The following is a 25174-nucleotide window of genomic DNA, read 5'->3' as shown; positions in this document are numbered from 1 at the left end:
GCAAGAACCTTCCTCCATTCTATTTGATTCTTGCTTTCCACTTGGGGTAATTTTACGGGAGCAGGTCACGAGTGCGCACAGCAATATCCGAGGCAACCGAACATATAGCAGTACAGTTTCATCCGAGCTACTCCATGTTCGCTCAACAGGAAGGAGCGTCGAAAGCAGAATTTTTAGAATATCTTTAAGTTCTAGAGAGTATGCTCCGTGTAACAGTGATACTGAACCAGCGAAGATGGGCAATAAGAGCAGGGCTACTAGGAGGGGTGCACGATTCGGTTTCATTCATTGAACTCACGGATTAGGTTCTCAAAATCTTCAAATTCTTCAGAAGCATCCAAGTCGCGAAAAATATCGGGATGGAGCCATTTCGCTTTCTCGATTATCCCGAAAACTGCCTCCATTCGGAATTCAATCCAACCGGAGTGTTCTTTGAAGACCTGGTTGTTCTTGACCGCGTCCAGATCGCTGAGTCGACTGTCCTGCAAAATATCTGCTGGGGTAAGTGGCGACCTATCTCTGATAATTATCGTGGCCGGATTCCATTGAAGGAGGTTTTCAAGCGAAATGGTCACCGAATAGGGACTAAAGTCAACATCAGCTACGTTCTTTCCCCCGCATATTCGGAAAATCTCATTGTGCCCGGGGTCATTTACCGTTGTCAGAAGATCTGAGCGCACATAGTACAGCTTGCGCAGTTTTTCGTCTGGAAACCCATCGGTGCGTTGTCGTACCTTTTCGACAGCTTGCCTTAGATGTCCTTCCAGTTTTCGGGAGCGGTCGTCGGCTCCGGTTAGGTGACCTAAGGCTCTTATTTCGGCAAATACATCGGCTAGTCTTCTTGGAAAGAGTGCAATGGTCGTAAAGCCAAGATCTTCTAAATTTCGAATATTTTCTTGTTGATTTTCACAAATAATCAGATCCGGCTTTAAGCCGATCACCCTCTCAATGTTAATATCCTTACCCCGACCGATCTGCGGAAGCAAATAAGTCTCAGGCATGAACTTATTCAGAATATAAGATTGTGGAGACTTTGAATCGTTGTGAATGAAGCCTATTCCAACAATTTTGCTTTTCATGCCTAAAGCGCAGAGTATTTCGGCTTCGACATAGTATGTCGGAATAATCCGTTCGGCAGGTGCGCTGAGTGATACTGAGCGACCAAAGTAATCATTGATCTGTAAGGACTGTTTTGGTTGTTCCTGACGGCATGATAGAGATAACCAGATGAGGGTGAATAAGAAGAAAAAAGTGCGGGGGAGTCTCCGTGCATTTCGTGTGTTCATTATCACTTCTCCGTGACTTGCCTAAATGAGTCATACCCCACTAAAAACTGAATCTAACCCCGATCTGGACTTGCCATCGCGAGCCGACTTGATCGAATTGACCTCCCCCCGAAAAACAGTGCCAATGTAAAATAGAGGAATTCGGGTAATTGTGACAGTATGAGGAGACATAATTACCATGAAGAGATCGAAGTTCACGGAGCAGCAGATCGTGTTCGCGTTGAAGCAGGCGGACACAGGGGTTTCGGTAGCAGAAGTGTGCCGGAAGATGGGGATCAGCGAGGCGACGTTCTACAACTGGAAGAAGAAGTACGAGGGGCTCGGGACGGCGGAGTTGCGAAGGTCGCGCTCACTCGAAGAAGAGAACGCCCGATTGAAGCGGATCGTGGCGGATCTGACGCTGGACAAGCAGATGCTACAGGACGTGTTAAAAAAAGTGTCTGAAGGCCGGAGAGCGGAAGAAGTTGGTAAGGAAGCTGCTGGATGCATACCGTATCTCGGAGCGGAAAGTTTGCTCGGTGATGATGGTATCGAGGACGGTGTTGCATTATGTCGGTCACAGGCGTGACGATCAGGCGATAAGGCGCTGGATCAGAGAGATCGCGGAGACGAGAGTGAGATACGGATTCGATCGGATACACATACTGCTCAGGCGGGAAGGTTGGGCGGACAACCGGAAGCGGACATACCGTATTTACAAGGAAGAAGGGCTAAATCTGCGAAGTAAGAGGCCGCGAAGGTCGAAGGCGGCGGCACACCGGATGGAGCGTCCGGTGCTCGGCGGTCCGCACGAGTGTTGGAGCATGGATTTCGTGGCGGATCAGTTGTTCGACGGGCGAAGATTCAGGGCATTAACTTTAGTCGATAATTTTAGTCGTGAATGCGTCGAGATCGAGGTCGGGCAAAGCTTGAAGGGGTCTGACGTCGTCGACGTAATGGAGCGGATCAAGTTGGCACGAGGTATTGTGCCAAAACGGATCCAGGTGGATAATGGCGCGAGTTCGTTTCGAAGGTACTCGACCGGTGGGCGTACGAGAACAAAGTCACGCTCGACTTCTCCCGGCCCGGAAAACCAACGGATAACCCGTTCATCGAATCGTTCAACGGGAGCTTCCGGGACGAATGTCTGAACGTCAACTGGTTCCTTTCGCTTGACGACGCGAAGGAAAAGATCGCGGCGTTCAAGGATGACTACAACGGCTTCAGGCCGCACAGCGCGCTGTGCGGCCTGACCCCGAACGAGGTGGTTAAGCAATACTTAGAGACTCGAATTTCTCCAATTTAGACCGGCGCTGAAAATGGAGGGAGGTCAACGGACAGCCGATCGTTGTTTCCTGTTTCTGTCGCGCCGGTGAGATGTGTCATGCCGATGTCGTTAAGCTGGCGATCGAGAAGGTCCAACAACGGGTATTGCTTCATGACAGAACCAATGGCAAAACAGAGCACTCACCATCAATGACAAGATCGGTCGATATTCCTAATCCGAGGACCCAAAGAGCTATTAACGAGATACATTCCGTCAGTAAATCGGACTTGCTACTGGCCCGCATAGACCAAGCTGATGGTCGAAGCCGATATGAACACGCCTCGTACTTGAACCAACATTCCCAATTCGCCCGGGATCTTTACGAACGCGGAGCCACAGTATCCGGTAACGCGGTTATCGTTCCCAAAGAAAAGCTAACCATTACCGCTGGGTTGAATATCGCCACCAATCAGTATGCGGTAAAGAAGTTGGAACATATAACCGGAGACAGATCAAAAGCCGCCGAACTTGCTCCCCAGATAGTCGAATACGGCCAAAAGATCGCGGGTTCTGACGTCGACCGTGAAACTCAGTTAAGGGTCTTCAATTGGATCTACCAGTCATTGGAAGGTAAAACTGAATTTTTAGATTCCGGCGATAGGACATTCAGCGAAGAGTCTAAAGAAGAGCGCTTTGAGGGAACAATGACCGATATAGCGAACCTTGCTCACGAGTTAAGCCAGCTTGAACCTTCCGATCATTTTGTACCGTTGGATACGGTATTCGAACGCGATCACAATCACGCAAAAGATGAAAATCATGAACTTCTGAGAGATGAAGATGGTTCGCTCGCAAGAGACCCAAGCGAAGCGACTAACGCCAGTCACGTCGAATTTGAAAGATTCGAAATCGGCAACCTTGAACTCGCTCACATGGCATCGGAAATGAGTCACAATGAGCGCGAACACTGGTTCAGCGTTAAATTGCCGGCAATCGACAAGGAACTCGAAGACGGCAAACCCGTTAGTGAAATACTAGAGGCGTACGGAGGTGCCATCTACGCGATCGCTATTCACGAACCCTCCAGGAAACACGAAGCGGTTGACGATCTGAGATTTGCCTCTGCTTATATCGAGAATCAACTAAAACATCCAGATTCGAGGCTGCGGCACTTCAATGCACGATACCGAGAATATGCCGCGATGCTTGACCGCGCAACGACTCGCCAAGAAGTGATCGAAGCAGCTTCATTCATTCGCAAGGATAACGCTCAAATAGGCCTTAGATGGAAGGAACTTTCAGATCAAGAACGCTCAGAAACCGCGATCGCAGTTTCAGTGAAGGAACTTCAATTTCTATTTACCGAGAGTTCACCCTTACACTATTCATCGGAAATGACAGCGGCAAAAATGTCCTACTCACACTTTGGAAAGAGTCGCGAGGAAAAGACTCAGGCCCTTTTTGATGGCAAGATCCGGTTAAGCACGGAGGGGCTGCAACTACTGCACAGCCTCGAAGCGAGATTGGAAAGATCTGATCTAAGACATTCATTGGCCGCGACTAAACACTTTCTTTCAAGTCTGAGCACTCCAAGCAATGATCTGAGAAACCCGAACGAATTCGACCATGCGAAGACTTATCAAAATTTACCTCCATACGAAAAAGATTTTATTTTCGGCAAGGCGATGCAACAGAGGGATCTATTAGAAACTCGAGTGCAAGAGCGATATGGTAAAGCATCAGATGATACGGTTCACCTGTTTGCACAAATTCGCAAGGACGTAGCAAATGACCTTGTCCAGGATTTGAGTAATGACCTGACTATCACACGATCGAGGTCATTAGAGATTGTTACTTCGCAAATGAGCAAATATGGGCTGATTGACTCCGTTGAAGCATCTAGGATCGAAGCGCTACGTCATCAGATCGAAGAAAGTCTACAAAAGGTTCGACTGTCAATGCCGATTGCAGTTAACTATGATGCTCCTAAACTGAACGCTCAAAATACCAGGAATGAGCCACTTATAGAAAGAAATTACTCCCAAAACCGCTAATTCCAGCCCAAAATTCCATATTGAATCAAAACTGACACCTTCTTACGAACGAGAGGGTCTCTAATCTTACTGTAACGAGGAAGTTGCGAATTTTGCAGCTTGCTTGAGGATTCTTAAAAATGTTTATTACCGCAAACAATGTAAGTTTTAGCTATACCGAGGACAAACAGGTACTTCAAAATGTGTCGTTGTCTCTTGAGAGGGGCGAAACGCTTGCAATTGTTGGCGCTTCCGGTTGCGGCAAGTCAACCTTATTGAGGATATTGTCCGGAATTCTTCCGAACTCACCAGGGAATCAGCTTTCAGGCGATATATCGATTGATAACCTTACAGCGGATGACTATCGAAAGGCGGGCCGGCTTGCCTTCATGTTCCAGGAGCCGACACTAATGCCGAATCTAAATGTTCGAGATAATGTCGCTTTCCCGCTGAAAATCAAAGGGACGAAATATGGGAATGTTGATGATCTCATTGAGACGGTTGGATTGAAAGAGTTTTCCAACTATCTGCCAAAGAATCTTTCCGGTGGAATGAAAACCAGAGTAGCTCTTAGCAGGAGTTTCGTAAGTGAGCCGGAATTACTTTTCCTTGATGAACCGTTCGCAGCTTTGGATATTGCATGGAAGAGCAGGCTCTATGTCGAACTTGAGAATCTAGTTGACCGTTTTGGAACGACGGTAATGTTTGTTACTCACGACGTCCAAGAAGCCCTGTTGCTTTCAGATACCGTCTTAGTTCTTGGCAATACCGGACATGTGAAGGCCCATTTTCACATCGAAACGAATCGCTCTATCAGTGACCGAGTGAGGAATATTAGCGGATATATGAGTGAAGTGTATTCCAAATATATGCTGCCGATTCAGGATGCGATTATGAATGGAAACGGTGTTGGATCGCATGAAAGCCTTCAAAAGTCCAATAGTTCACTTCGGGTTTCAAAGGAAGCGTTACACCAATGAAGAGAGGGTTATATTACATCGTTTTCGCCCTGGCGTTGGTGGCACTGTGGCAGTACTTCGGTAGCACCAATCAGACTGTAAGGCTGCTGGTTTCATCACCTTCATTGGTGACGAGCTATTTTGTTGAGAATCTTGGAGATTTGCTGCGCGCTACGTGGATGACCATGCTCGAGGCAATCGTAGGCTTACTCATTGCAACTTTTTTTAGCTTCGCCGTAATGATCCTTTGTTTTTATCGCCCGAGATTAATGGACTATGTACTGCCATTGATGGTGACCTCCCAGGTCATTCCACTAATTGTCTTGGCTCCATTTTTTATTATTCTGCTCGGAATCGGCCTTAGTTCAAAGATTGCGATGGCTGCATTGATGTGTTTCTTCCCGATTTTCGTTAATTTCGCTCACGGCTTCAAAAGTATCTCGACGAATGTTCACGAGTTATTACACATTTATAACGCATCTCGCTTCTTCAGGATAGTAAATGTTTACTTTCCCTTATCGTTTGACAGTATTGTTGCTGGCCTCAAGATCAGCGCAACCTTGGCTGTGATAGGCGCGATTGTTGCTGAATTTAACGGCGCAGAAATTGGGCTTGGCAAAAATCTATATTTATCGGCCAAGCGCTTGGAGCCGGAGATGATGATTAGCTCATTAGTTCTTTCGACCTTGATTGGCTTTCTTCTCTTTGGAGTGATTCGACTATTAGAGAACAAAAAGAGGATATGATTATGAAACTCAGATACATCTTTGGTCTATTCTTGTTAGCAATATTGACGGGTTGTGGACCACAACCGCAACCAAATCAGACAGAAATTCCTTCTGTAAGTTTTCGTGAAGAATGGTTCCCGAGCGCTTGCTTCGCAGGCGACATGATGGCGGCAAATAAGACTGGGAAGGCGAACAAGATTGATATTAAAGTCGAAGCAGGAGCTGAAGACATCGACCCGGTCAAACTTGTTATCGCCGGAACAAATGATTTTGGTGTAGCGGGGGCTGACAGGGTTATAACCGCTAACAGCAAGGGAGCGGATTTGGTAATCATCGGGGTTGTGAATTACAAATCCCCGACAGTTTTCATTTCCCTAAAAGAAAAAGTAATCAAGACGCCGAAAGACTTTGAAGGGAAGAAAGTGGGCGTAATGACTGGAAACAATACTGAGTATGTTTATCGATCCCTCATTGAAAAGGCCAAGGTCGACAAGTCCAAGATCAAGGAGGTCGAAGCTCCGTTCGATGTAGCCACTTTTGTTTCGAAAACATATGACGTTCGTCCAGCATTCGTTTATGACGAACCTGTGTCGCTTGATTTGCAAGGAATTGAATATGACACGATTCGACCGGAAGACTATGGAGTAAATTTTGTTGGACCTGTAATTTTTACTAAAAGAGAATTTGCTGAGAAGAATCGTGAGACAGTTCAGAGGTTTGTGAATGCTCTTGCTGAGGGATGGGCGGATGCTTTATCGAACCCTGACGAGGCAATCATCTTCTTGAAGCAGTTCGATTCTAATATCGACGTGAATCGCGAAACCAAGTCCCTTATCAAGGGCAAGGAATATTTCGCCGGAGAAGATGGTAAGCCATTATTTTTGAGCGATAAGCGCTGGCAGTTATTTCTCGATGAGTTGGTTGCTCTAAAATTGATCACGGAAGACGAACGCAACCGCAAAGTGTTTGATAATTCATTCTTGCTATCACACTACAAGCTGGAGAAATAGATGCTCGAACAGCTCAAAGACAAGTTGGCATTTAAGAAACGAAATAGAAGAAGTTGGGAGCGTAACACAGAATTTTGGTTACACTCCCCGCTTCGTCATTTCGTTGATACAGAAGAGTTTCTTAGACGCCAACTGCCTGATCTCTTTGAAGACGTCAAGACGCCTAACCCGGTTGTTGTCGATATGGGAACGGGCAGCGGATGGGCATTGTCACTATTGCGGGATCTGGGCATCCACTGCCATTTTATTGGGCTAGATTTTAACCCACTATTTATTGATCATCTAACATCAGAATTTAGTGACGACAAGGATGCCGAGTTTCTTCAGTTCGATTTGGAGGAGACTCTACCCGAGAACTTGAAAGGAGTCGCAGATGTGGTTTTCAATTTTTTCAATTTTTTCGAAATTGCGAATATTGAAAGTGCGTTTAAGAACGCGTCACTAATGCTAAAGCCTGGTGGAAAATTAGTAATGATGACGATTGATTCTTATTATTTGATGTTCGCACTGGTTGAATCTCTTGAAGAATTGAAGGAACTGATGACGGTATACCAAGACCGTAAAATCGAAGGGAGAGTGCCTTTCTTTTTTCAGAAAATCGATCTTGGAGACAAGGAATCTGAGGAATACGAATATGCGAGCGTTCTATACTCTTTTGCCGATTATTTCAAGCAATCCCAGATAAACGAGATGACGCTTTGTGATTATGAGGAAATTGTAAAAACTGCAAAGTTTATTCCTAAGGTCTATCAGTACTTCGTTTTTGAAAACATGAAGCTTTAACAATTCGCGAGCAATGCCGGACCTAAAAAAACTTGATCATGAGTTCTCTATAAAGAGAGCCCTGGAGCGCTTCATTTTTCGCGTGGAGACCGAGCTCTGCCCGCTTGGCCAAACTGTTGCGACTCTGACTCCAGAAATTCAAGCACGCAACACTAGGTCGCCGGTCACGTCAGTAATATCCTGTCAACTAGTTGTTTATCACACCGCAGCCAACACCGGGCTATATAGTGTTTACAATTTCTGTCACGATTTGGACAAGTATTCGAGTAGACACGATTACTACTTTGATCAGGAGGGAGGGAAATCGATCGTGTCTATTTACTCAACTTGGCGAGCCAACGCGGAACTCGGATTTTGGAAATCCAATCCGAATCCGTCTGAGATTCCAGATGAACTCATTCTAGAGCATAGCACTAACATAGTTCCGGCTGCCTATACACAGTTTACAGATGAAAACGAGTGCGAAAATGAATGGGATCGTTGGTGTGCTTTGATGTTTCAGATATATCCATTCAGCCGTGGGGTATTCACCGATAATTTTCCAATTCAACTTGAGTCCCAAAACTTTTTGCATAATGCATTGTTTTTGAGTCTAAATCATGACTTGGATACAAAGCAGCAAAAGATAATTTCAAAGTTATCGAAGAGCGTGCTTATTGACGTTGCTCGTCAAAGCTTGATTCCAGCCATGTTTAGGAGTTTGCAGTCCCAAGCAACAAGGGCCGCTATTTCTCAAGTTATGGCAAGGAACCTGAGCCATAATATTGGTTCACACGTGATGAACCATTTGACGAAGGTCAACGATATCTATGAGTTGGTAAAATTCAGCGCTGCTATTAAAGGGAGTGCCGGGACATTTCGAGACGAAAAGAAAAGCAATGGTGAGAAAGTTGATAGAAGTGAGTACTATGGCAATCTGTTCGCCTACTATTCTCCCAGTGCATATATTCCTAAGACCTTAAGCCCTGAAAGCTCAGACTATAACTCCTTTAACTTGATAGCGAGATTCAATGCCTACTTAAAGCATCGAATGGGCTATTTAGGTGACGTTACGTTTGGGACTCCCATGATGCAGACAACAAAGACAATAGGTGACATGTATCGCGATTTCGAACGAAATCTCGTTCTACTCGATAGCATTTCCGGGCTTGGAGCGAACTTTAAGTACGCGGTCAATTTTACTTATCGAAATACCCCGATTTGTAAACTGGAGGAGGATAAAATCGCAGGAAACGCTACAGATCTTAAGATTGCCGTTCCAAATGACTTATTGGGCTGCCAGGCGTTCTACAACATTATTGAGAATGTAATCAGGAACACAGCCAAATATTCAAATTTGGCTGAGGAACGTCCCGTCAATTTTACAGTGGATTTTAACGAAGCGACCGTTTGTGACGGTTATAGTTCAGAGATTGACGATCCAGATACCCTTTATAGTGTTGAGATATATGACGACATCGATCTCAGAACCGAAAGTGAATTTAGCGATGCTGATTATAAAGAGTATAAAGACGGCGGAGGAACTAAAGAGAAGTCAGAGATGACCTTTGCTGACATTCTTGCTTTTGGACAGAATCGGCTGATTAACAACAGTGTTTTAGATCAGAACATGCAGCTCAGAACAAAGGGGCTGGGGCTGCTGGAGATGGAAGCTTCCGCTGCTTATTTGAGGCGCCTGCCGGATATTACCGATATTGAAAGCGATTCGTACAAGGTTCTGTACAACGATCATCACTTTACGACTTCGCGGGAGGTCGATCAAGATGGTAAGCATACAGATGTTACTCGTCTCAATATCCTCAAGGCCTTTGTCAAAGACGACGGAAACAAAGAATATCTCGGTTACCGTTTCTTTGTTTTGAAACCGCGAGTTGCAGTAGTGATTTCGAACGAGGTGATTGAGTCCGCTTCGGATCTAAAGAAACACGGTATTCTCATCCTGAACACGACGCAATTCAAAGAGCGCTTGACTAAGTCGCCATTGAATCATGAATTTCTGGTTTGCGACAAGGAACTTGAGGACAATTGCGAATTGTTGGGTTTGTTTAAAGAGCATGAGACGTCCCTTCCGATGAGGAAGATTCGCGTAAATGTATCTGACTGGATTGGAACAAACTCAGAGATTGAGACGCTAATAATTGATCTATGGAATAGCTGGTTTGACGAAATAAGGTGCAGAAAATCTGAGGTGGTCTCACTAGGGAACGTGAAATTCCATTCTGATGATAACCCGATCACTAACCGAGACAATCAATGTAAATTTGTCATTCAGTTTCTTAACCATGCTACTGAATTCTCGAAGACGAAATTCGACTCTTTTAAGACTAACCCGAACTATTATCTGGAGCCTCTTTCGAGTTTTGGTCAGGAAAAGCTTCCTAACTACGAAGTCAATCATATTCGAGATTACCCTAGGCATATTGACGATGATATTGAAACTAAGATCAGATTGTTTGAGGCGGCGACGACCCCAATTATTGTTATCGATGAGCGTATACAGAACTACGCAAAGGAATCTTCTGAAGGAGCAAGGAACCGCGAAATCTTTGAATCGATTGGAGTCTCTGTCCCGGCAGACAAAGAGTCTGATCCAAAGTTCGGATTTGATTTAGACAGTAGCGATTATAAAGGCATAAAGGAAAAAATCGAGAAGTTCTTAGAAGAACATCTGCCTAGCGATAACACTCCTGAGGAATTAAAGCCTTTCTTGCTACTTCATTATGGAGTTATCGAGAGATCCTACAAAGAAGTGAGTGGCAATTGGGTGGAGCAGGTGAACACTAAGCTCGAAGAATGGGGAAAGAGATCAAAAATTGTTATAACTTCCGGTAGAGGTAAACCAAAGGAACTACCCAGCAGTGTCAGATTTGTTCATCTTTCGCCAATATTAAATGTCTTTACTGAAATTAGATCCAAATATCTGATGACTAACTTACTCTATTCCGCTCGGAGGGCATCATGAGCATTTTATTAGTATTTACACATCCCACGTCTATTAACGGCATGAGACACGCGATAGGGAATCGAGAGGACGTCTTGAATCTCAACAATGAACCCATACTCTGGTATGACGAGAACGCATGTCAATTCCAGCCACATAGGGCGGAAATGACTGAAGGCCTGTTCTTCGTCTGCGACGCCACAGCCGAACAAGGGCTTAATCAATATCTACCCAAAGATCGTTCTGAACTGTTCGTGCTGAAACATCAAAGTCCTAGTTACAACATCGATGGAGCCAAGGTTGAGGTTGGACATCACATAACAGGTGATCGATTCTATCAGCCGGTTTTTGATTTTCTAATTGACGATCAGCCAGAAAAGTTTTCAAGAATATTGGAAGCTGTATTTCCTGCAATCCTTCCAATTAAACTTCAATTACTCCATAAGTGTCTGATGCCAGGAAATGCTCCGAGACATCTACCGGAAGCTCTCGATGAGCAGTATTCGGATCTGTATGAACAATTCTGGGAAGCGGCCGGAGGTGGACTTGATGACAAACAGTTGACCGAGTCAGATCCGTTTAATCCAGCATATATTGCAGCGTTAGCCAACCTGCGGGATGAGTTGTTAGCGTAAGGCTAATGGAATTTAGAAGAAGACACCAATGAAAGCAGTTTTTATTGATTCAAATACAGATTTTATTAACGCAGTTGCGGAAAATTTAGGACTGCCGGAAGGGAATACGACTACTTTGTCGAAAGACGTTGCGGCCGCAAAAGATGTTCGGACTCTGGCAGAATCAATTGTTATTGGATACAAAGATGCTATTTCGTCGCAAGCGTACTCGGAGTTGCTGTTTTTTATCAATTTAGACCTTGTATTGAATGAGTCATACAAACCGTTTCTTGGCGTTGAGCTATTAACGTGGTTGAGGATCAAGGGGATCATGAGCCACTGCGTGCTGTATTCGTTTTGTGACGCAAGCACGATCGCAGGAAAAGACCGGCAAAACCTTATACTCTTTTCTAAAGGAACGACTTTAATTCAACTTCCCTATGATTTTTCGCAATTGAAGTCAAAGATCGTAAATCTTTCTACAGAGATAGCGAACAACAACAATCTTGAATCCTATCTAAAAGCTTCTTTCAACCTCGGAGCCTTCCGTCATCGCGAAGCAAACTGGTGGGGTATGAAGCAAACCTTGGATGTACATGCCCTAACCGACATGAAAAGCATTGATGATGCATTGCCCACACCAAATTACGACAGAACATCAGTTAGTAAGGAACTTAAATCCCTGAACAATGCGGTTGCTGCTTATCTGCACCGCCTCGACACAAAACATTTTTGGAAATACCGTCAGGAATGTGCATTACGACTGAAGGATACGAGGACGAAACGAGATCAGGCAAAAGGTCATGCTGATGCAAAAAATGGAGAAGCTGAACGGATTAAGGCTGAGAGTACACAAGCAATAGAGGCGTTTCAAGCAGAACTGGATCTTTTGACCGCTGAACTCACTAACCCTCCTGACAAAAGCTCAGATGTCTATACACTTCAGGCCCGACAAGTTCGTGTGTCTGAGATTCAAGAGAAAATAGGAACTCTACGAGAATTGATTGAGGTTGCGAATTCAGAAGCGAGATCAGCAAGTCTAGATGCGGATCAATTAAACAAATCTGTTAAGGATATGGAGGAATCCTTCTGGAATGTTGAACGAGAAAGCCTTGGGATTGAGGCTAGGCAACCGAACAAATGCAACATCGTATTGATCGACGACCAGGCCAAGAGCGGATGGAAGTGTGTTTTTGGCGAGGTGTTACGCCCAAGACATATTGTTGATGTTTTCGACGGGTTGGTCATCGACCGTAATGCTGAGGATGATGAAAAAGTCGAGAAAGTGTTCAATGCATCCGTTTCAAGCATTGATCGCTTGCTAAATGGGTCGGTGCCATTGCTCGTATTTCTTGACCTTAGGTTGTTTGATGAAGTGGGCAGAGTTGCCCCCTCCAAACTTACCGGGCTTCAACTTCTTAAACGCTTACGCAAGAAATATCCGGCTCTGCATATCATGGTCATATCTGCATCCAATAAGCGAGAAGTATTTGAGGAAGTGATTCGTAGCGGTGCTGATGCGTATTGGGAGAAAGAAGGATTAGACCAACACTTTGACTTTACCAGTTCGGTGGATAGTTATAATCGACTAATTCTCCTGGTCAACCGTCTTTCGGGACAAGAATACAAACAGTTGCGTGAATTTACTCAGTTTGCGTCCGGACTTAGACAGGTTGCTTATGAACACCCAAATGTATGGTGGATACACTCAACTGATGATTTGGCAGAGACGCTACTCGATGCAGCTAATATGTATAGGGCTTTTCTGCACAGTTCTCATTTGCGGTATGGGGCAAACGTGGGTAGTGATGCTTTTGTGTTGTCCGGCCTGATTAATAAAGTGTGCGGAGTATATGAGAACGTGCATCCGGACTACGACTACGAAGCAGAGACATGGGGAAACTTCTTAAATCGGAAACACGATTATTATGCAAAGAAGCTGAAAAGGGCTCGCGATGAATTTTCCCACGCTGGGTATCGTGTGAATGGGTACTCACCTACCGCCACCTTTTCACAGGCAATTAGAACTGTCGAGGAGTACTTGTCCATGGCCGATAATCGTCCCGTTCATACACCGCCTGATGTACTTTCTACATGAGAGATGAGAGTAACAATTTTGGCATTCACGCTGATTGGCTAAGATCAGTAGAACTTTCTGCGTCAATTTGTTGGGAATTTGGGGGGCTCGATCGATCACAGCGTGACCAAATAGTTTTTGTGAATGGGGACGATGAGGAAAATTATCAACAAATTGTTGCCGCCAGACTGAACGGTGTCCGAAATCCCATTCTAATAATCTCATTCCAGGACCTTAGCTGCTTGAACAAGAAGCATCCGATACTAGGCTCTAGCGGTGTTTTTTTTCTCCGGTTGCCAGTAGATCGATCAGATTTAGAGACAGCCCTTAGCTCCTGCTCTAAAGGTGCTATTTCTGAAGAAGAACTTGCGACCACTCAACGATGGTTCTGCTTTTCAGAAGAGTGGAGAGCGTATTCACACTCATTGGGAAATCTTCTGAAGGATTGGCCTGAATCATCCAACCAGATTCAAGAGATAGTCAGCAAGTGGTCGGAGAGTATTCTCAGATTTGCGAAGGATCAGATCGAAAATCTTGAAGCATTCAAACAGACCATCAATTGTCCATCCGAACCGTTTGATCTGAAAGAGAGTCGAAGGCGTCTCGAAGTCCTAGACGTTGGTCTTCGTCTAAAAGAAAAGCCGGTGAGAAGCTCCATCGGAAGGGTTTATCCTAAACGGCCGCCCAAGGGGTATTCCAAATTGCTCATTGCGGACGATAACCTGCAGATGTTTCTCCCAGCCATGCTGGAGCGTAAATATCGCTACGACGTTATTCGTCCACAAGCAATGAAATTAGGCCAGGCCAAACAACTACTTGATGAACGTGACCCGAGAGTTGTTCTTGCCGATCTGTACTTTAAGAAATCCGAGAGAGCAACGGAAACTCCTGAGAAGGCAGTTGGCGAGGAGTTTATCAAATATGCAATGCGGGATCCAAACAGATTGGTACTGGTTACATCTAAAGCGAGCGTAACTGAGGTGCTTGCTGGAAGCTTTAATTGTTCCGGAGCGGAGCAGGCGACAAACCCTGAATTTGTACATCAGGCAATTTGGGCCGCTGCAGAATCTAAGGGGGTTACTGATGCTGAGCTCATAGATGGAAACGCATGGACCCCTCAAGCTGAGTATCTTGACCAACTTTCATTGTTCGGGGAGCAGCTACCCGACTTAAAGGAGCAATGGAGATTATTCCCCAAACTGATAACTGAAGCTCTTAATTTGACCAGACTCTTGGAAGTGCGGACTACCGGTCCAGAAAAGGAACTCGTAACAGAGCTCGGCAACCTATTATCTTCATTTGGCGGACAGAATGACTTCTCATTGCGACAAATCAAGGAACTTTTCCAGACCACAAATGAGATACACCGAAAGGCAAGACTTTCTGATACTGAGGTAAACAACAATATTCGCAATATTCTGCACGGAAAGATCGAGCAGTTTTCGAGTGAAATGAATGCTGCTGACTTCTTGATCTCCTCACTTAAAGAACTTGTTGAAATGATGGATGTTCTCGGACAGAGGAGTGAGATCACCTCCAGACTAGATTCTGTGCTCGATGCCTATTCTATTGATGTGCCAATGATTCCATTTCTTAGTGGCCTTGACACGATCATCCAGAACGAATCTTCGGGGATTTCGGACATACGCAGGAAAAAAGCACGGGATGGCCATGGAAAAACGCCTGAGAAAATCAAGGTTATTGTCGCCGAAGATACTGAGTATTGGTCCAATCAAGTTCGTCGGATAATAAGCGAATTATCGGAGGTTTACGCGGGTGAATGTGAATTTGAGCTTCACGTCACCGATAATGCCGCTGAGGCCTATGCCCTAGCAGAACCCAAAAGCCAAACCTCTGCTATGAATGAAACCACGGGTGGGGTCAGGACAATCGCCGTTTTGGACATCTGTCTGCCACGCGATCCCGAACACGCAGATGCGATTCGATCGGCGAGCAATGGTGACGCTACGTCATTTGAATCTCCTTCATCAGAGTTTGGGCTTGATTTAATTCGAAAGCTAACTGAGTTCGAATTCAACATTCCTACCATTGTCTTTAGCACGATCGATAACATCGAGGATCGCAAGAAGGTCTGCGGCTGGGGCGTACCTACCTCCAATTTTATTTCAAAAGGGCCAGGAGCGACGAGTTTTCTAGAACGTGCCTTGGTGCGATACATTGAAAAAAGTCAACGATACATCATTACACGACGGATTGTTGGAGATAAGGAAAGCTTTTTCATCAATAACAAGGAGATAGAACTTTCCGGGGCTTTATGCGAATTATTTTCAGCTCTTTATGATCTTGCCCAGATTGAGGACAAGGTTACCGTCGATGCTCTTGTTAATAAACTCAATCTTGGTCGTCAAGGAGATCCCAAGAGCAGCGTCAAAAAGAATATTCATAATATTCGAAAAAAGATTTTTGAGACCTCTCAGAAATATCGGTTTTATGTTGATGCACATCAGGTTATCAAGACTGTTTCGGCTTCAGATGGGTTTGCTTATCAGGTCACGGCACAAATTCCTACTTACAAAGAAGAAACATATGACACATGGGAAGAAGATTTAGATGAGGTAAATCAAAAGAACCGACTACTTGTGATCGGATCCGAAAACACGTTTAGCGAAATAGGCGATGCTCTTGCCCGCGGCGGGTACAATGTGGCTTATAGCTCGCACTTTGACACGGATCTGATCGCGGCATTTGAGCCGCATGTGTCGGTGATCGATAGAACAGCTTTCAAAGGCGAAGGAAGTAGTTGGGCTATTCTGCAGACGATCTTAAATAGCTTAGAAACTGGCGTTATTTTTGTTTTAGAAGAAGAAGATCCCATATTTGTGAATTCTGTCTTACAGTTAGGAATCCCCTTGGATAATATTTTGTTGCGACAGTCTAAAGAGTTTGTAAGCCGCTTGATTCGGTCATTGGAAACTGAACGGTTAAGAGTTTTCGTCGGTGATTCGCCAATTCCTCCGTCAGATACTGTATTTCCAATAGTCGAGATTATGGATGGTACAGATTTCGAACAGAACTTGCTGAACCTGTCGATCGGCGAAGTAGCATATTCAATTAAGCCAAGAAAGAAAAGCTACCTTGCTGCAATCCTAACTCGATTAGTTCAGAGTCCTGGCATGACGATTGGTTGGGATGCAATCAGCGATCACATTGCTCATCCGGTTACCGAAGACGATAGGAAAAATTGGACAAAAAGGCTAAGAGAAATATTGGTTGATGAGTGGCAAATAAATGATGCAATGGTAGTTCTCGAAAGTTCCGCTGATGGTCTGCGGTTGAATATTCGGGTTCTCGATCTTCGCACGACGAAGCCTTAAAAGTTCATATCCTCCATTTTCTGAAATCCGCCTGCCTTCTCGGCAGGCTTTCTTATTTTTAAAAGGCCGAACGTCTAACGCCTTACGCTCTGAACTAATTAAGGAACAATACTATGCCGCTGACTCCAATGAATGTTTGTTTGCGCAAACTGACACCGATCAGCGGATGCCAAATGATTTACTTGTTTTCAATGATGACAAAGAAGGTGATGCGGTTTGAACGGTGGAGCATGGTAGCCGAAACAGGCGGGTGGCTCCCGCCAATATTACAAACTGACACCTATGTGCCAATGCCAAGTGGTTTACTTATTTCCACGATGACAAAGGAGGTGAACGATATGGGCTACTAAACACTAGCGGGGCGGGCGACCGCCCCACTTTCAAGACTTCGCTGTCGCGGCCACGGGCTGCTTGACGGCTGCCAAAACGGGGCCAGGTGTGTTCCGGAAACGGCAGCCGTGTATTTGGACTCAGAACGTAAGACACATACTCAAGGACATTATGAACACATTTCTAAATAACCTGGCCGCCAACGTTTGGAACTTGCTGCGCGAGGCATTCTCGAAGGGCGGCTTTAATCCAAACAAGGCGTCCGGTATGGGTTCTTGGGTTGAATCAGAAATGCCTGCCAGCGCACCTTCGTTACCGCCGATGAGTTCGTTTGACAGGTCACTGCCCTTTCACCTGAGAATGGACGCGCTCGATCGCGAGCTTGAAGAATTTGATCGAGTGCTTCCGCACGCCGGTTTTAACGGAGTTGTCGATATCTCAGATTCGAATTTCCAAGCCTAAGGCCAAAAAAATGACAAACATCAGGACAAAACGTATGGATCGCACGAAAACAATATTCTTCAGACTCGGAGGAGCGGATTATAACGTAATTAGAGCGTGCAGTTCACGAACCGCTACGAAATATGGTGTATTTGCTATCGCATTGTGTGTCTCCGTAGCACTAGCATTCGTTGGCGGCGCGGACATTGCCCATCAGTATATTCCGGTCGAAACTCCTCTTTCTACTCATATAGCTATTTGTGTCGGGGTTGGCCTTGCTTGGTCGGCCCTTATTTTCACCTACGATTTCGGCATTCTTAATATCGGTAATTTGGGACGTCTTGGCTCAGCTCTGCGGGTCGTTTCCGGAATTGCCGCCGTGTTTCTGACAATCACAGCGTTGAATATTCTAATGGCTCAGAAAAAGGTAGACAACAGGATCAACGCTGATAAAGCTGCAGCACTCAAAGGTGTGGATGAAGCGTATCTTTCCGAAAGAGCGGCCAGATTTAAATTAGTAAATGAGAAGAAAGAACGTGCCGAAAAGTACAACAATGAAGTTGTAATGGCGGAGGCTAACCGCGTATATCCTGGCCCAAGATATCAGGAGAAAAAAGCTGCGTATGACGCATTGATAACCAATGTGAATGCCGAATTGAAACAGTTAAATGATCAGGAGGTTCCTTACCTTACCGCATATCAATCTGAGAGAAAGGAAATTGTCAGCCGAGGGTCTGGTGACTACATGATGAAAGCCGAAACTTTGTTCAAAGTTATCTATGACGGCGGTGTTGTTTCAATCATGACGGCTCTCGCATTGTATGTTGTCTTTGCGGCTTTCGAAATGGGAGTTCTTGCCATAAAAGCAACGACTTCTCCAGACGATGAGTATCATCAAAAAGAAGATCAATACAATCAGAGGATGGAGGCGGTTCGCCTGGAAGCCGCGAATGCGGACGCAGAATTAAAACGGGAACAAAAACGGCTTGATGATCAGAAACGCAGAAGTGATCTTAGGGCCGATAAGGATATCGCGGATATGCGGGATTCCGATGACAAAATCATTCAAGAAAGAAGGTTGCGCGGAAGGATACAGGTCTTGAGGAGCAAAGGCTACCTTGCCAACGCAGACGCGCTTGAAGCTGATTTGCAGCACCTGACGACAGGCCGAGGTGCAGTTTAGAAGATCATATGTTGAAATACATCCTCTTAATAGCTCTTTCATTCTTCTGTTGTGCCTATGCCGCATCCAGCATAAGGGAGATTGTATTCAACGACCCTACGCCTTTTTCAATCAAGTGTATCGGCGTTGCACTTGATCCCGCCAAAACCTTCGAGATCAGAAATTCAAAAACAAAATCTGAGGACACTCTGCAAATCGATTATCCCCAGGGCAAAGGGCTCCTCCCCAACAACCTTGGAACCATCAGCTATGACGAAAAAGCTGAAGGATATGCACTGACGGTTGGCAATGAGGTGACAAATAAAAAGGAAGCTAGCGTCAACCCCTTCTTTGCCTTTGCGAGAACTGCCAGTAAAGATTGGTTTGGCTTTGGAAGTTACTCCTTTTTTAACGCGGGGGATAAGGTTGTTGATGATTTGCGTGGAGACGGAATAATCTTCAATTCACCTGCCGGGGACAGAAACTCGAGAGTTGCCATCAAGACTATCGGCTATCAGGACAAGACGTTCCTTTCTGCTAAAACCGAAGGTATCGGTATCAGTTATCCGCTGGAAGCGGGCAAAGTCAATAAGTTCCTGGTGTTATGCAACCGGGATGTCTCATTGGTAGCCGCAAAGATTTTTAAGTTTGAGACTACGACGTATAAGCAATGTAGTTTCACAATCGAAGCGACGCCTCAACAATCGTTTGACCTTACTTACACGGTCTATGATGAGTACGGACACAGTGTCGCTAAAGGAAGCGAGAATCAGCTACGATTTGTTACGGGCGATTTTCTTTTTGAGTTTAGCCCTTCCAATAGCCACTGGAACCTACTGCCACTATTTCTGGGCATCTTAGTGTTAGCCGGATTTCAGATCTATATTCTGAGACATTACAAGGTGAACGGTACTCCCACAATACAGGCCGTTTTGGCCGTCCGATGTTTGTTCAATTGCCTTGCCTTCTTGTCGGTTCCACTGTTCTTGACAATATCAAACTCGGATGCGAGCCGGTCTTGGTATTGGTTTGTCTTATTCTTGCTAAATTTGACGTATTTTTCACATATTTTCCACAATCCTATTCGCAATTCGCTCTTTGGTTGGCAACTGAAAAACTTCTTTGGAAATCATTTCGTCAAAATAGCTATTTGTTTGGCCTTGGTAGTTTTGCCATTTACCCTTCCCCACTTCACGTCAAATGAAAGGCTCGGTCCGATTCCGATGCTACACATAGTAAAAGTAGCAATTCTGGTTGGAATGTACGCCATTTACGATCTCTTAGCAGCCAAGTCTTTACGATATGCCGTTATTGTGATTTATGCCGCGATTTTGTCCTACTTCTCCGGAGACTTTGGAAGCATTATTTACTGTTCGTCCGCATTTGCTTTAATTGCCTGCTTTTCTGGCCAGGCTAGGAAATGGAGAACCGGAATTGCCGTATTCGTGGTGTTGGGAGTGGCTAGTGCGATAGGGGTTTTCTATTTTACCGGCGGAGCGGTTGCCGGAGGAAAAGGGTACAGAATCTATGCCCAGTATTTCCAGCCTGACAGTGATTACCTCGAACTCGCGAAAGAAGCTGATCGAGAAACCTACGCGCATCTGAATTTTATCCAAAAAGAGCTTATCGATGGCAAAATTCCCGAGATGCGAAATGTCGTTGTGCCGGCGCCGATGAGATCCACGGCATTTAGCGATTATGCCTTATTCTGGTCTTTGGTTTACGGCAAACTCTGGTTCGCAGGACTATTTATTTTGACCATCGGTTTCTTGCTCTATCAGCTCTCATTCTTACTGACCTTAACCATTCGGCCGATTAACATTGGAAACGGAATGGCATATCTTCTCCCAGCGACTCGGGAATCCGAATTCATACAGTTCCTTCTGGCTCTAACAATAGTCACGCTGGGATATCCAGTGCTTTCAAATCTTTTGATCGCACCGCTTACAGGACAGAGTCTGCCTTGTATTTCGATTTCAAATGTCGAGCCTATATTTCTTGCCTTACTTATTATTGCTCTCTCGTTCATATTCATGGACCAGAAATACCAGCAACCGACCGATCCGCGGATTACCGAAAGTTACCAGGGGGTTCTTAGTTCACTCAAGAAAGGTGGGATTCTTATTCTGGCTGTTTTTGTCGCGTTAGTTTTTATGAGATCGAGTTTTCTACAGACAGTGCCAGGTGTCTATCGTTGGACGAAGACAACAAAGGAAAGTGAGAAGGACGCGGGCGACAATCTCAATAATTTGAATGCGTCAGACAGAAACTCGCTGATCGTTGCCGCAACCAAATTAATCGCAACTGATGAGCGTATGGCAGTCAGCGCCCAGAAAAGGCCCCTGCTACGGGATATCTCAAGCCTTTACTACGTAAAGGTTCCTTATTCACGGATCAGGATCGAAAACACCAAATTTGAGCTGATCGGAGAACGACTGCTTAGGCGAATGGACGCGGCATCGTATTTTACAGTTCGCTCCAGACAAATCAGCGGCGAGCGATCACCATTTGGGCGAGTAATGGGGGTGGATCAAATCGTCAACGGAGACTCGAAAATTGTCTATACAAATGACTACTATTCTTCAATCCCAAAATCAGCTAAGACAATCAACGCCGATCTGACGGCTGAGCTTGCGAAAGCACTCGAAGAACATTTAAAAAAGATCGGGGTAACGACAAACAAAGGTGCGATCGTGATCGTGAATAATAAGAATGGAGGCATTGTTGCGAACAGCACATATCCATTGTTGGGCGACACGAATTCGAATGAAATACACTACCTGATCGGCAGTCTCAAGAAGCCTATCCTTGCCTACGCCGCCCTCGCGGTCGATTCGGCGTACAAAAACCGGCCCTATCGTAATGTCACATTCGATAGCTTTATTCAGCAGTCAGATGATCTCTATGCTGCAAACCTGTTGAAGGATGTTATGCAGCATTATCCTAAAGAATTCGGTAGTGTTCTTGACAATGACTTGGCGTTGCCCCTTGTGTCTCTGACCGATGATGCTTACTTTGATAAGTTGCCTGCAAAGGCTGCATATTCACGACCGCTTGATAGAAACAATGAGATCTTCAGATTGAGCATTGGGCAGGAGAAGCCGTATAGATTCATCGATGTCATTCAATGGTATGCCCGCATCGCTTCCGGAAAGAAAATTGAGTTGAACTATGAGGGAAATGAAAAAAGCTATGATGAGGTTTCAATTGATAAGAATGAGCTTGAAAGACTGAGGTCCGCGATGAGCAGTGTCCTTTCAGGTACGGCCGGTGTGGTTGGTGACGCCCTTGAAAAGAATGGATTCGAGAAGGCAAATTTCACAGCTAAGACCGGTACTGCCGAACACTCATCCGGCAAGTACAATTCAAGCAGCTCATTTGTTATTGCAAGCAGCGATTTTACAATTGGGATGATGATCAATGGTAATATTCCTGCGAACAGCAAGGGTCTTGCCGCCAAAGACCTTATGGTTACCCTAATTCCGTTGCTTCAGAAGTATCGAATCTTGAACTAATCGATTATCCTAGCCTATGACCAATAAAGACGGTAAAAGCATGGCCCGTTCCGTCGTGGACGAGGATAAAGATCGGGGAGATTTCCAGCATGTAGACGATAAGCCAGGGTATTCTGTGTTTCTGACCAACAGAAATCACAAAGTTAGCCCACGAACTCGACGAAGGTTCAATAAGCAGATTAGAGACTTGCGCGATACGTTTTTCCTCAATAGAGATTTATTCGACCGTCGGTGGGACAGGCTCATTCAAGGGTGGCTCCATGAAATTCATCACAGAGCAACCTGCTGGGCAGAAGGAAAGGAGTTTACGGACGAAATCACGAAGGAACAAATAATCGAGCAGGGACAAATGATGGTTTTTGGGGTAATTGAAATTGCTGATTCTGTTTTGGAAGCTTGCGGGCCGGAAATTCAATCCCTGGTTGGAACTAATACAAAGGAGCTGCTAAAAAACGAAAGCATCAGGGCCGTTGCTCGAGTCGTAGACCACCGGCTGAACTTTCCTGTAGATAGACATTATCACCGAAAACGGTAGATCCCGCATTCGAGCAACTAATCAAGCTACCTGTCAATTTCGATGGCAGGTTTTTTTGTTTAGGTGAACATGGGGTCCGGATAACTTCGGCTAATTCTGCACCGCATAATATCGAAGCTTTGGAGGATAGGGTTGCAGCAAAACTGACACTTGTCTTCTGACAGTGCTACGTATGATGGACCTGTAAAGCAGTGAGTGACGAAGAACTGAAGTTGAAAACGCTTACTTCGCTGTCGCGATCTTTTAGAGAGATTGCTTGACGGCTGCCACGACGGAAGACGTGCATCTTCCGCCCTGGGGAGTACAGGAATTAGAAAGGACAACAAACATATGAGCAAAGACATGATAAAGATTAGCATGCTTGCGATTGCCGGCGGGATATTTACCGTGCTTGTATGCAAAGTCCATGCTTATTTTCTCGTCACACCGATCATGGGTATTTTGGTTGGTCAGGCAGCCCACACACTTGGAGCGCATAAGAAGACGGTGAACCGCCTGATCGTCATGATCATTCTGATATTCCTGGTTGTGCTGCCATACGTTGAGAGTCACCCCGAGACATTGGACAAAATGAAGGCCGGTTTTGACCGAGGCTTTAACCAAATGATGAAAGCCATAGAACGAATCCAGCAGACATCCGCTGCCAAAACGGCAGATGCGGCATCCGGTCGAGCAAGAAATAAGTAGCTATCGGAAAATATCAAACGGTTTTTAGAATGAACAGATCACTTTTTCAAAAAGTCTGGGACACACCTTGGAATCCGAATAAGTTATACGGTTCCGGCTCTTGGGGTTTCGAGGGCAGGAAGAATCCTGCTTCCTCAAATCTGCGACATCAGTATAGGTTTGGCAAGTACGTAATGCGGCTTACGCTCGCGACCATTTTTATGGCAGCTGTTATTCTCGGTGCTTATCATCTTGACCTTGTTCAATGGGTTGATAGCCAAATGGAGAGTTTTACTTCGTTTGCGCAGGGGTTACCAAAAAAAGAAGGCAATTTCACCAAAAAGAGCAACAACTCCAAAAAGAAGAACAAGGAAAAGAGGAACAGAACAGTTAAGAGAAAATAATCAAATACGATCATTATGAGCTTCGATTCACCGCAAAATAAGACCTACGATCACTCAAAGTTGGAGTTCCTCAAAGAATTTGGGACCGATCTGACTGCCGAGGCTTCCGAGGGAAAACTCTCTCCGATCGTCGGACGAAAGGAGGTAGTGGACATGATGATCCAGACTCTTTGTCGAAGTACTAAGTCAAACCCTGTGTTGATCGGACCGGCGGGCGTTGGAAAAACTGCACTCGTGGAAGGACTTGCTCTCAAGGTTTATAACAACGATGTACCTGAAACGCTGAGAAACTGTCGCATCTTCTCCGTCTCCGCCTTGTCACTGATTGCAGGAGCATCCTGGTACGGAATGATTGATCACAGAGTCAAAAACCTGCTGGAAGAAGCGAAACGAAAGAACGTCATTGTCTTTATAGATGAAATTCATACACTCATTGATTCCGGCCCGGGAGGCGATACTTCTCGCGATATTTCGCAGCAAATGAAGCCTGCCCTTTCTAAGGGCCAGATTCGACTCATAGGCGCGACAACTGACGAAGAATACCGAAAGTTCATTGCGAAAGATCGAGCATTGGAACGAAGATTTCAACCAATTCCTGTCCCGGAACTTTCGAGCGAGGAAACCCTGACTCTTCTTCGGGAGATCAACAACAGATTTAGTGAAAAGAACGGAATCATCGCGAGTGAAAACATACTCCGCCTCGTTTTGTCGTACAGTGACCGCTTCATTCGAAATCGACGATTTCCCGATAAAGCCATCGACCTTTTTGAACAGTCGGTCGCTTATGCGGAATCCCGAAATATGAAGGTTGTGTCCGCCAATGATGCGAAGACTGTTGTTCAGCGAATGGTAGGAATGCCCGACAACGTAGATGAGGTCCTGAACGATCTATACGACAACCTCATTGGCAAAGGGCTTTTGAGTGAGGAGCAGTCAGCTGAGTTCCGTAATCTTCTGAAAGTCTCTCTGTTCGGCCTGAATCTTCATCCCGAACGACCCAATGCAACTGTACTGATGTTAGGTGCCGGTTCAAGGGCTTCAGAGTATGACCTGCTCCCGTAAAATTACCCCAAGTGGAAAGCAAGAATCAAATAGAATGGAGGAAGGTT

At 45.2% G+C, this 25174-nt stretch carries 18 protein-coding genes and 1 pseudogene; 18 read left to right on the top strand and 1 reads right to left on the bottom strand.

Features of this window, described 5'->3' with window-relative positions; translation table 11 throughout:
* Positions 1-281 precede the first annotated feature (281 nt).
* A complete protein-coding gene (locus tag IPM59_09400) occupies positions 282-1286 on the bottom strand; it encodes an ABC transporter substrate-binding protein (GenBank protein ID MBK9215803.1) in 1005 nt (334 codons plus the stop codon).
* A gap of 178 nt (positions 1287-1464) precedes the next feature.
* Here IPM59_09400 and IPM59_09395 point away from each other — a divergent pair.
* The 18 genes and pseudogenes from IPM59_09395 (at position 1465) to IPM59_09310 (ending at position 25127) form a co-directional block, all read left to right on the top strand.
* A pseudogene (locus tag IPM59_09395) lies at positions 1465-2571 on the top strand (IS3 family transposase).
* 170 nt (positions 2572-2741) lie between these two features.
* On the top strand, positions 2742-4586 hold the full coding sequence (locus tag IPM59_09390) for a hypothetical protein (GenBank protein MBK9215802.1): 1845 nt from the start codon (positions 2742-2744) through the stop codon (positions 4584-4586).
* Positions 4587-4705: 119 nt separating this feature from the next.
* The gene (locus IPM59_09385; GenBank protein ID MBK9215801.1) at positions 4706-5545 is read left to right on the top strand and encodes an ATP-binding cassette domain-containing protein; all 840 of its coding nucleotides are present in this window, start codon (positions 4706-4708) and stop codon (positions 5543-5545) included.
* The gene (locus tag IPM59_09380; GenBank protein ID MBK9215800.1) at positions 5542-6270 is read left to right on the top strand and encodes an ABC transporter permease; all 729 of its coding nucleotides are present in this window, start codon (positions 5542-5544) and stop codon (positions 6268-6270) included. The genes IPM59_09385 and IPM59_09380 overlap by 4 nt, the downstream gene beginning before the upstream one ends.
* Positions 6271-6272: 2 nt before the next feature.
* Positions 6273-7262, top strand: coding sequence for an ABC transporter substrate-binding protein (locus IPM59_09375; protein ID MBK9215799.1), 990 nt, complete (start codon positions 6273-6275; stop codon positions 7260-7262).
* Positions 7263-8045: a class I SAM-dependent methyltransferase gene (locus IPM59_09370; protein MBK9215798.1), complete on the top strand. Its 783-nt coding sequence runs from the start codon at positions 7263-7265 to the stop codon at positions 8043-8045.
* 13 nt (positions 8046-8058) lie between these two features.
* Positions 8059-11007, top strand: coding sequence for a hypothetical protein (locus IPM59_09365; protein ID MBK9215797.1), 2949 nt, complete (start codon positions 8059-8061; stop codon positions 11005-11007).
* Between the two features lie 146 nt (positions 11008-11153).
* Positions 11154-11621: a hypothetical protein gene (locus IPM59_09360; protein ID MBK9215796.1), complete on the top strand. Its 468-nt coding sequence runs from the start codon at positions 11154-11156 to the stop codon at positions 11619-11621.
* 28 nt (positions 11622-11649) lie between these two features.
* On the top strand, positions 11650-13698 hold the full coding sequence (locus tag IPM59_09355) for a hypothetical protein (protein ID MBK9215795.1): 2049 nt from the start codon (positions 11650-11652) through the stop codon (positions 13696-13698).
* Entirely contained in the window at positions 13695-17012 is a 3318-nt protein-coding gene (locus IPM59_09350) for a hypothetical protein (GenBank protein MBK9215794.1), read from the top strand. The genes IPM59_09355 and IPM59_09350 overlap by 4 nt, the downstream gene beginning before the upstream one ends.
* Before the next feature lie 113 nt (positions 17013-17125).
* Positions 17126-17362 carry a hypothetical protein gene (locus tag IPM59_09345; protein MBK9215793.1) on the top strand — a complete coding sequence of 79 codons (237 nt, stop codon included), beginning with the start codon at positions 17126-17128 and terminating at the stop codon, positions 17360-17362.
* A gap of 151 nt (positions 17363-17513) precedes the next feature.
* Entirely contained in the window at positions 17514-17804 is a 291-nt protein-coding gene (locus IPM59_09340; GenBank protein ID MBK9215792.1) for a hypothetical protein, read from the top strand.
* 10 nt (positions 17805-17814) lie between these two features.
* Positions 17815-18966, top strand: coding sequence for a hypothetical protein (locus tag IPM59_09335; protein ID MBK9215791.1), 1152 nt, complete (start codon positions 17815-17817; stop codon positions 18964-18966).
* Between the two features lie 8 nt (positions 18967-18974).
* On the top strand, positions 18975-22460 hold the full coding sequence (locus tag IPM59_09330; GenBank protein ID MBK9215790.1) for a hypothetical protein: 3486 nt from the start codon (positions 18975-18977) through the stop codon (positions 22458-22460).
* Positions 22461-22476: 16 nt separating this feature from the next.
* Positions 22477-22995, top strand: coding sequence for a hypothetical protein (locus IPM59_09325; protein MBK9215789.1), 519 nt, complete (start codon positions 22477-22479; stop codon positions 22993-22995).
* A gap of 330 nt (positions 22996-23325) precedes the next feature.
* On the top strand, positions 23326-23682 hold the full coding sequence (locus IPM59_09320) for a hypothetical protein (GenBank protein ID MBK9215788.1): 357 nt from the start codon (positions 23326-23328) through the stop codon (positions 23680-23682).
* A gap of 29 nt (positions 23683-23711) precedes the next feature.
* Positions 23712-24065, top strand: a complete 354-nt coding sequence (locus IPM59_09315) for a hypothetical protein (GenBank protein MBK9215787.1) — start codon at positions 23712-23714, stop codon at positions 24063-24065.
* A gap of 15 nt (positions 24066-24080) precedes the next feature.
* Complete coding sequence (locus tag IPM59_09310; protein MBK9215786.1) at positions 24081-25127, top strand: ATP-dependent Clp protease ATP-binding subunit; 1047 nt, start codon at positions 24081-24083, stop codon at positions 25125-25127.
* Positions 25128-25174 lie beyond the last annotated feature (47 nt).

The sequence above is a fragment of the Chloracidobacterium sp. genome (assembly GCA_016715795.1).
Lineage (GTDB): Bacteria > Acidobacteriota > Blastocatellia > Pyrinomonadales > Pyrinomonadaceae > OLB17.
Note: the sequence above shows the minus strand (reverse complement) of the source record. Positions and strands in the feature narration are given on the sequence as shown.

Coding starts and splice junctions, on each gene's coding strand:
- IPM59_09340 (MBK9215792.1), top strand. CDS start 17,514: ATGAACACATTTCTAAATAACCTGGCCGCCAACGTTTGGAACTTGCTG.
- IPM59_09345 (MBK9215793.1), top strand. CDS start 17,126: ATGCCGCTGACTCCAATGAATGTTTGTTTGCGCAAACTGACACCGATC.
- IPM59_09400 (MBK9215803.1), bottom strand. CDS start 1,286: ATGAACACACGAAATGCACGGAGACTCCCCCGCACTTTTTTCTTCTTA.
- IPM59_09315 (MBK9215787.1), top strand. CDS start 23,712: ATGAACAGATCACTTTTTCAAAAAGTCTGGGACACACCTTGGAATCCG.
- IPM59_09375 (MBK9215799.1), top strand. CDS start 6,273: ATGAAACTCAGATACATCTTTGGTCTATTCTTGTTAGCAATATTGACG.
- IPM59_09390 (MBK9215802.1), top strand. CDS start 2,742: ATGACAAGATCGGTCGATATTCCTAATCCGAGGACCCAAAGAGCTATT.
- IPM59_09320 (MBK9215788.1), top strand. CDS start 23,326: ATGAGCAAAGACATGATAAAGATTAGCATGCTTGCGATTGCCGGCGGG.
- IPM59_09355 (MBK9215795.1), top strand. CDS start 11,650: ATGAAAGCAGTTTTTATTGATTCAAATACAGATTTTATTAACGCAGTT.
- IPM59_09335 (MBK9215791.1), top strand. CDS start 17,815: ATGACAAACATCAGGACAAAACGTATGGATCGCACGAAAACAATATTC.
- IPM59_09380 (MBK9215800.1), top strand. CDS start 5,542: ATGAAGAGAGGGTTATATTACATCGTTTTCGCCCTGGCGTTGGTGGCA.
- IPM59_09310 (MBK9215786.1), top strand. CDS start 24,081: ATGAGCTTCGATTCACCGCAAAATAAGACCTACGATCACTCAAAGTTG.
- IPM59_09350 (MBK9215794.1), top strand. CDS start 13,695: ATGAGAGATGAGAGTAACAATTTTGGCATTCACGCTGATTGGCTAAGA.
- IPM59_09360 (MBK9215796.1), top strand. CDS start 11,154: ATGACTGAAGGCCTGTTCTTCGTCTGCGACGCCACAGCCGAACAAGGG.
- IPM59_09385 (MBK9215801.1), top strand. CDS start 4,706: ATGTTTATTACCGCAAACAATGTAAGTTTTAGCTATACCGAGGACAAA.
- IPM59_09370 (MBK9215798.1), top strand. CDS start 7,263: ATGCTCGAACAGCTCAAAGACAAGTTGGCATTTAAGAAACGAAATAGA.
- IPM59_09365 (MBK9215797.1), top strand. CDS start 8,059: ATGCCGGACCTAAAAAAACTTGATCATGAGTTCTCTATAAAGAGAGCC.
- IPM59_09330 (MBK9215790.1), top strand. CDS start 18,975: ATGTTGAAATACATCCTCTTAATAGCTCTTTCATTCTTCTGTTGTGCC.
- IPM59_09325 (MBK9215789.1), top strand. CDS start 22,477: ATGACCAATAAAGACGGTAAAAGCATGGCCCGTTCCGTCGTGGACGAG.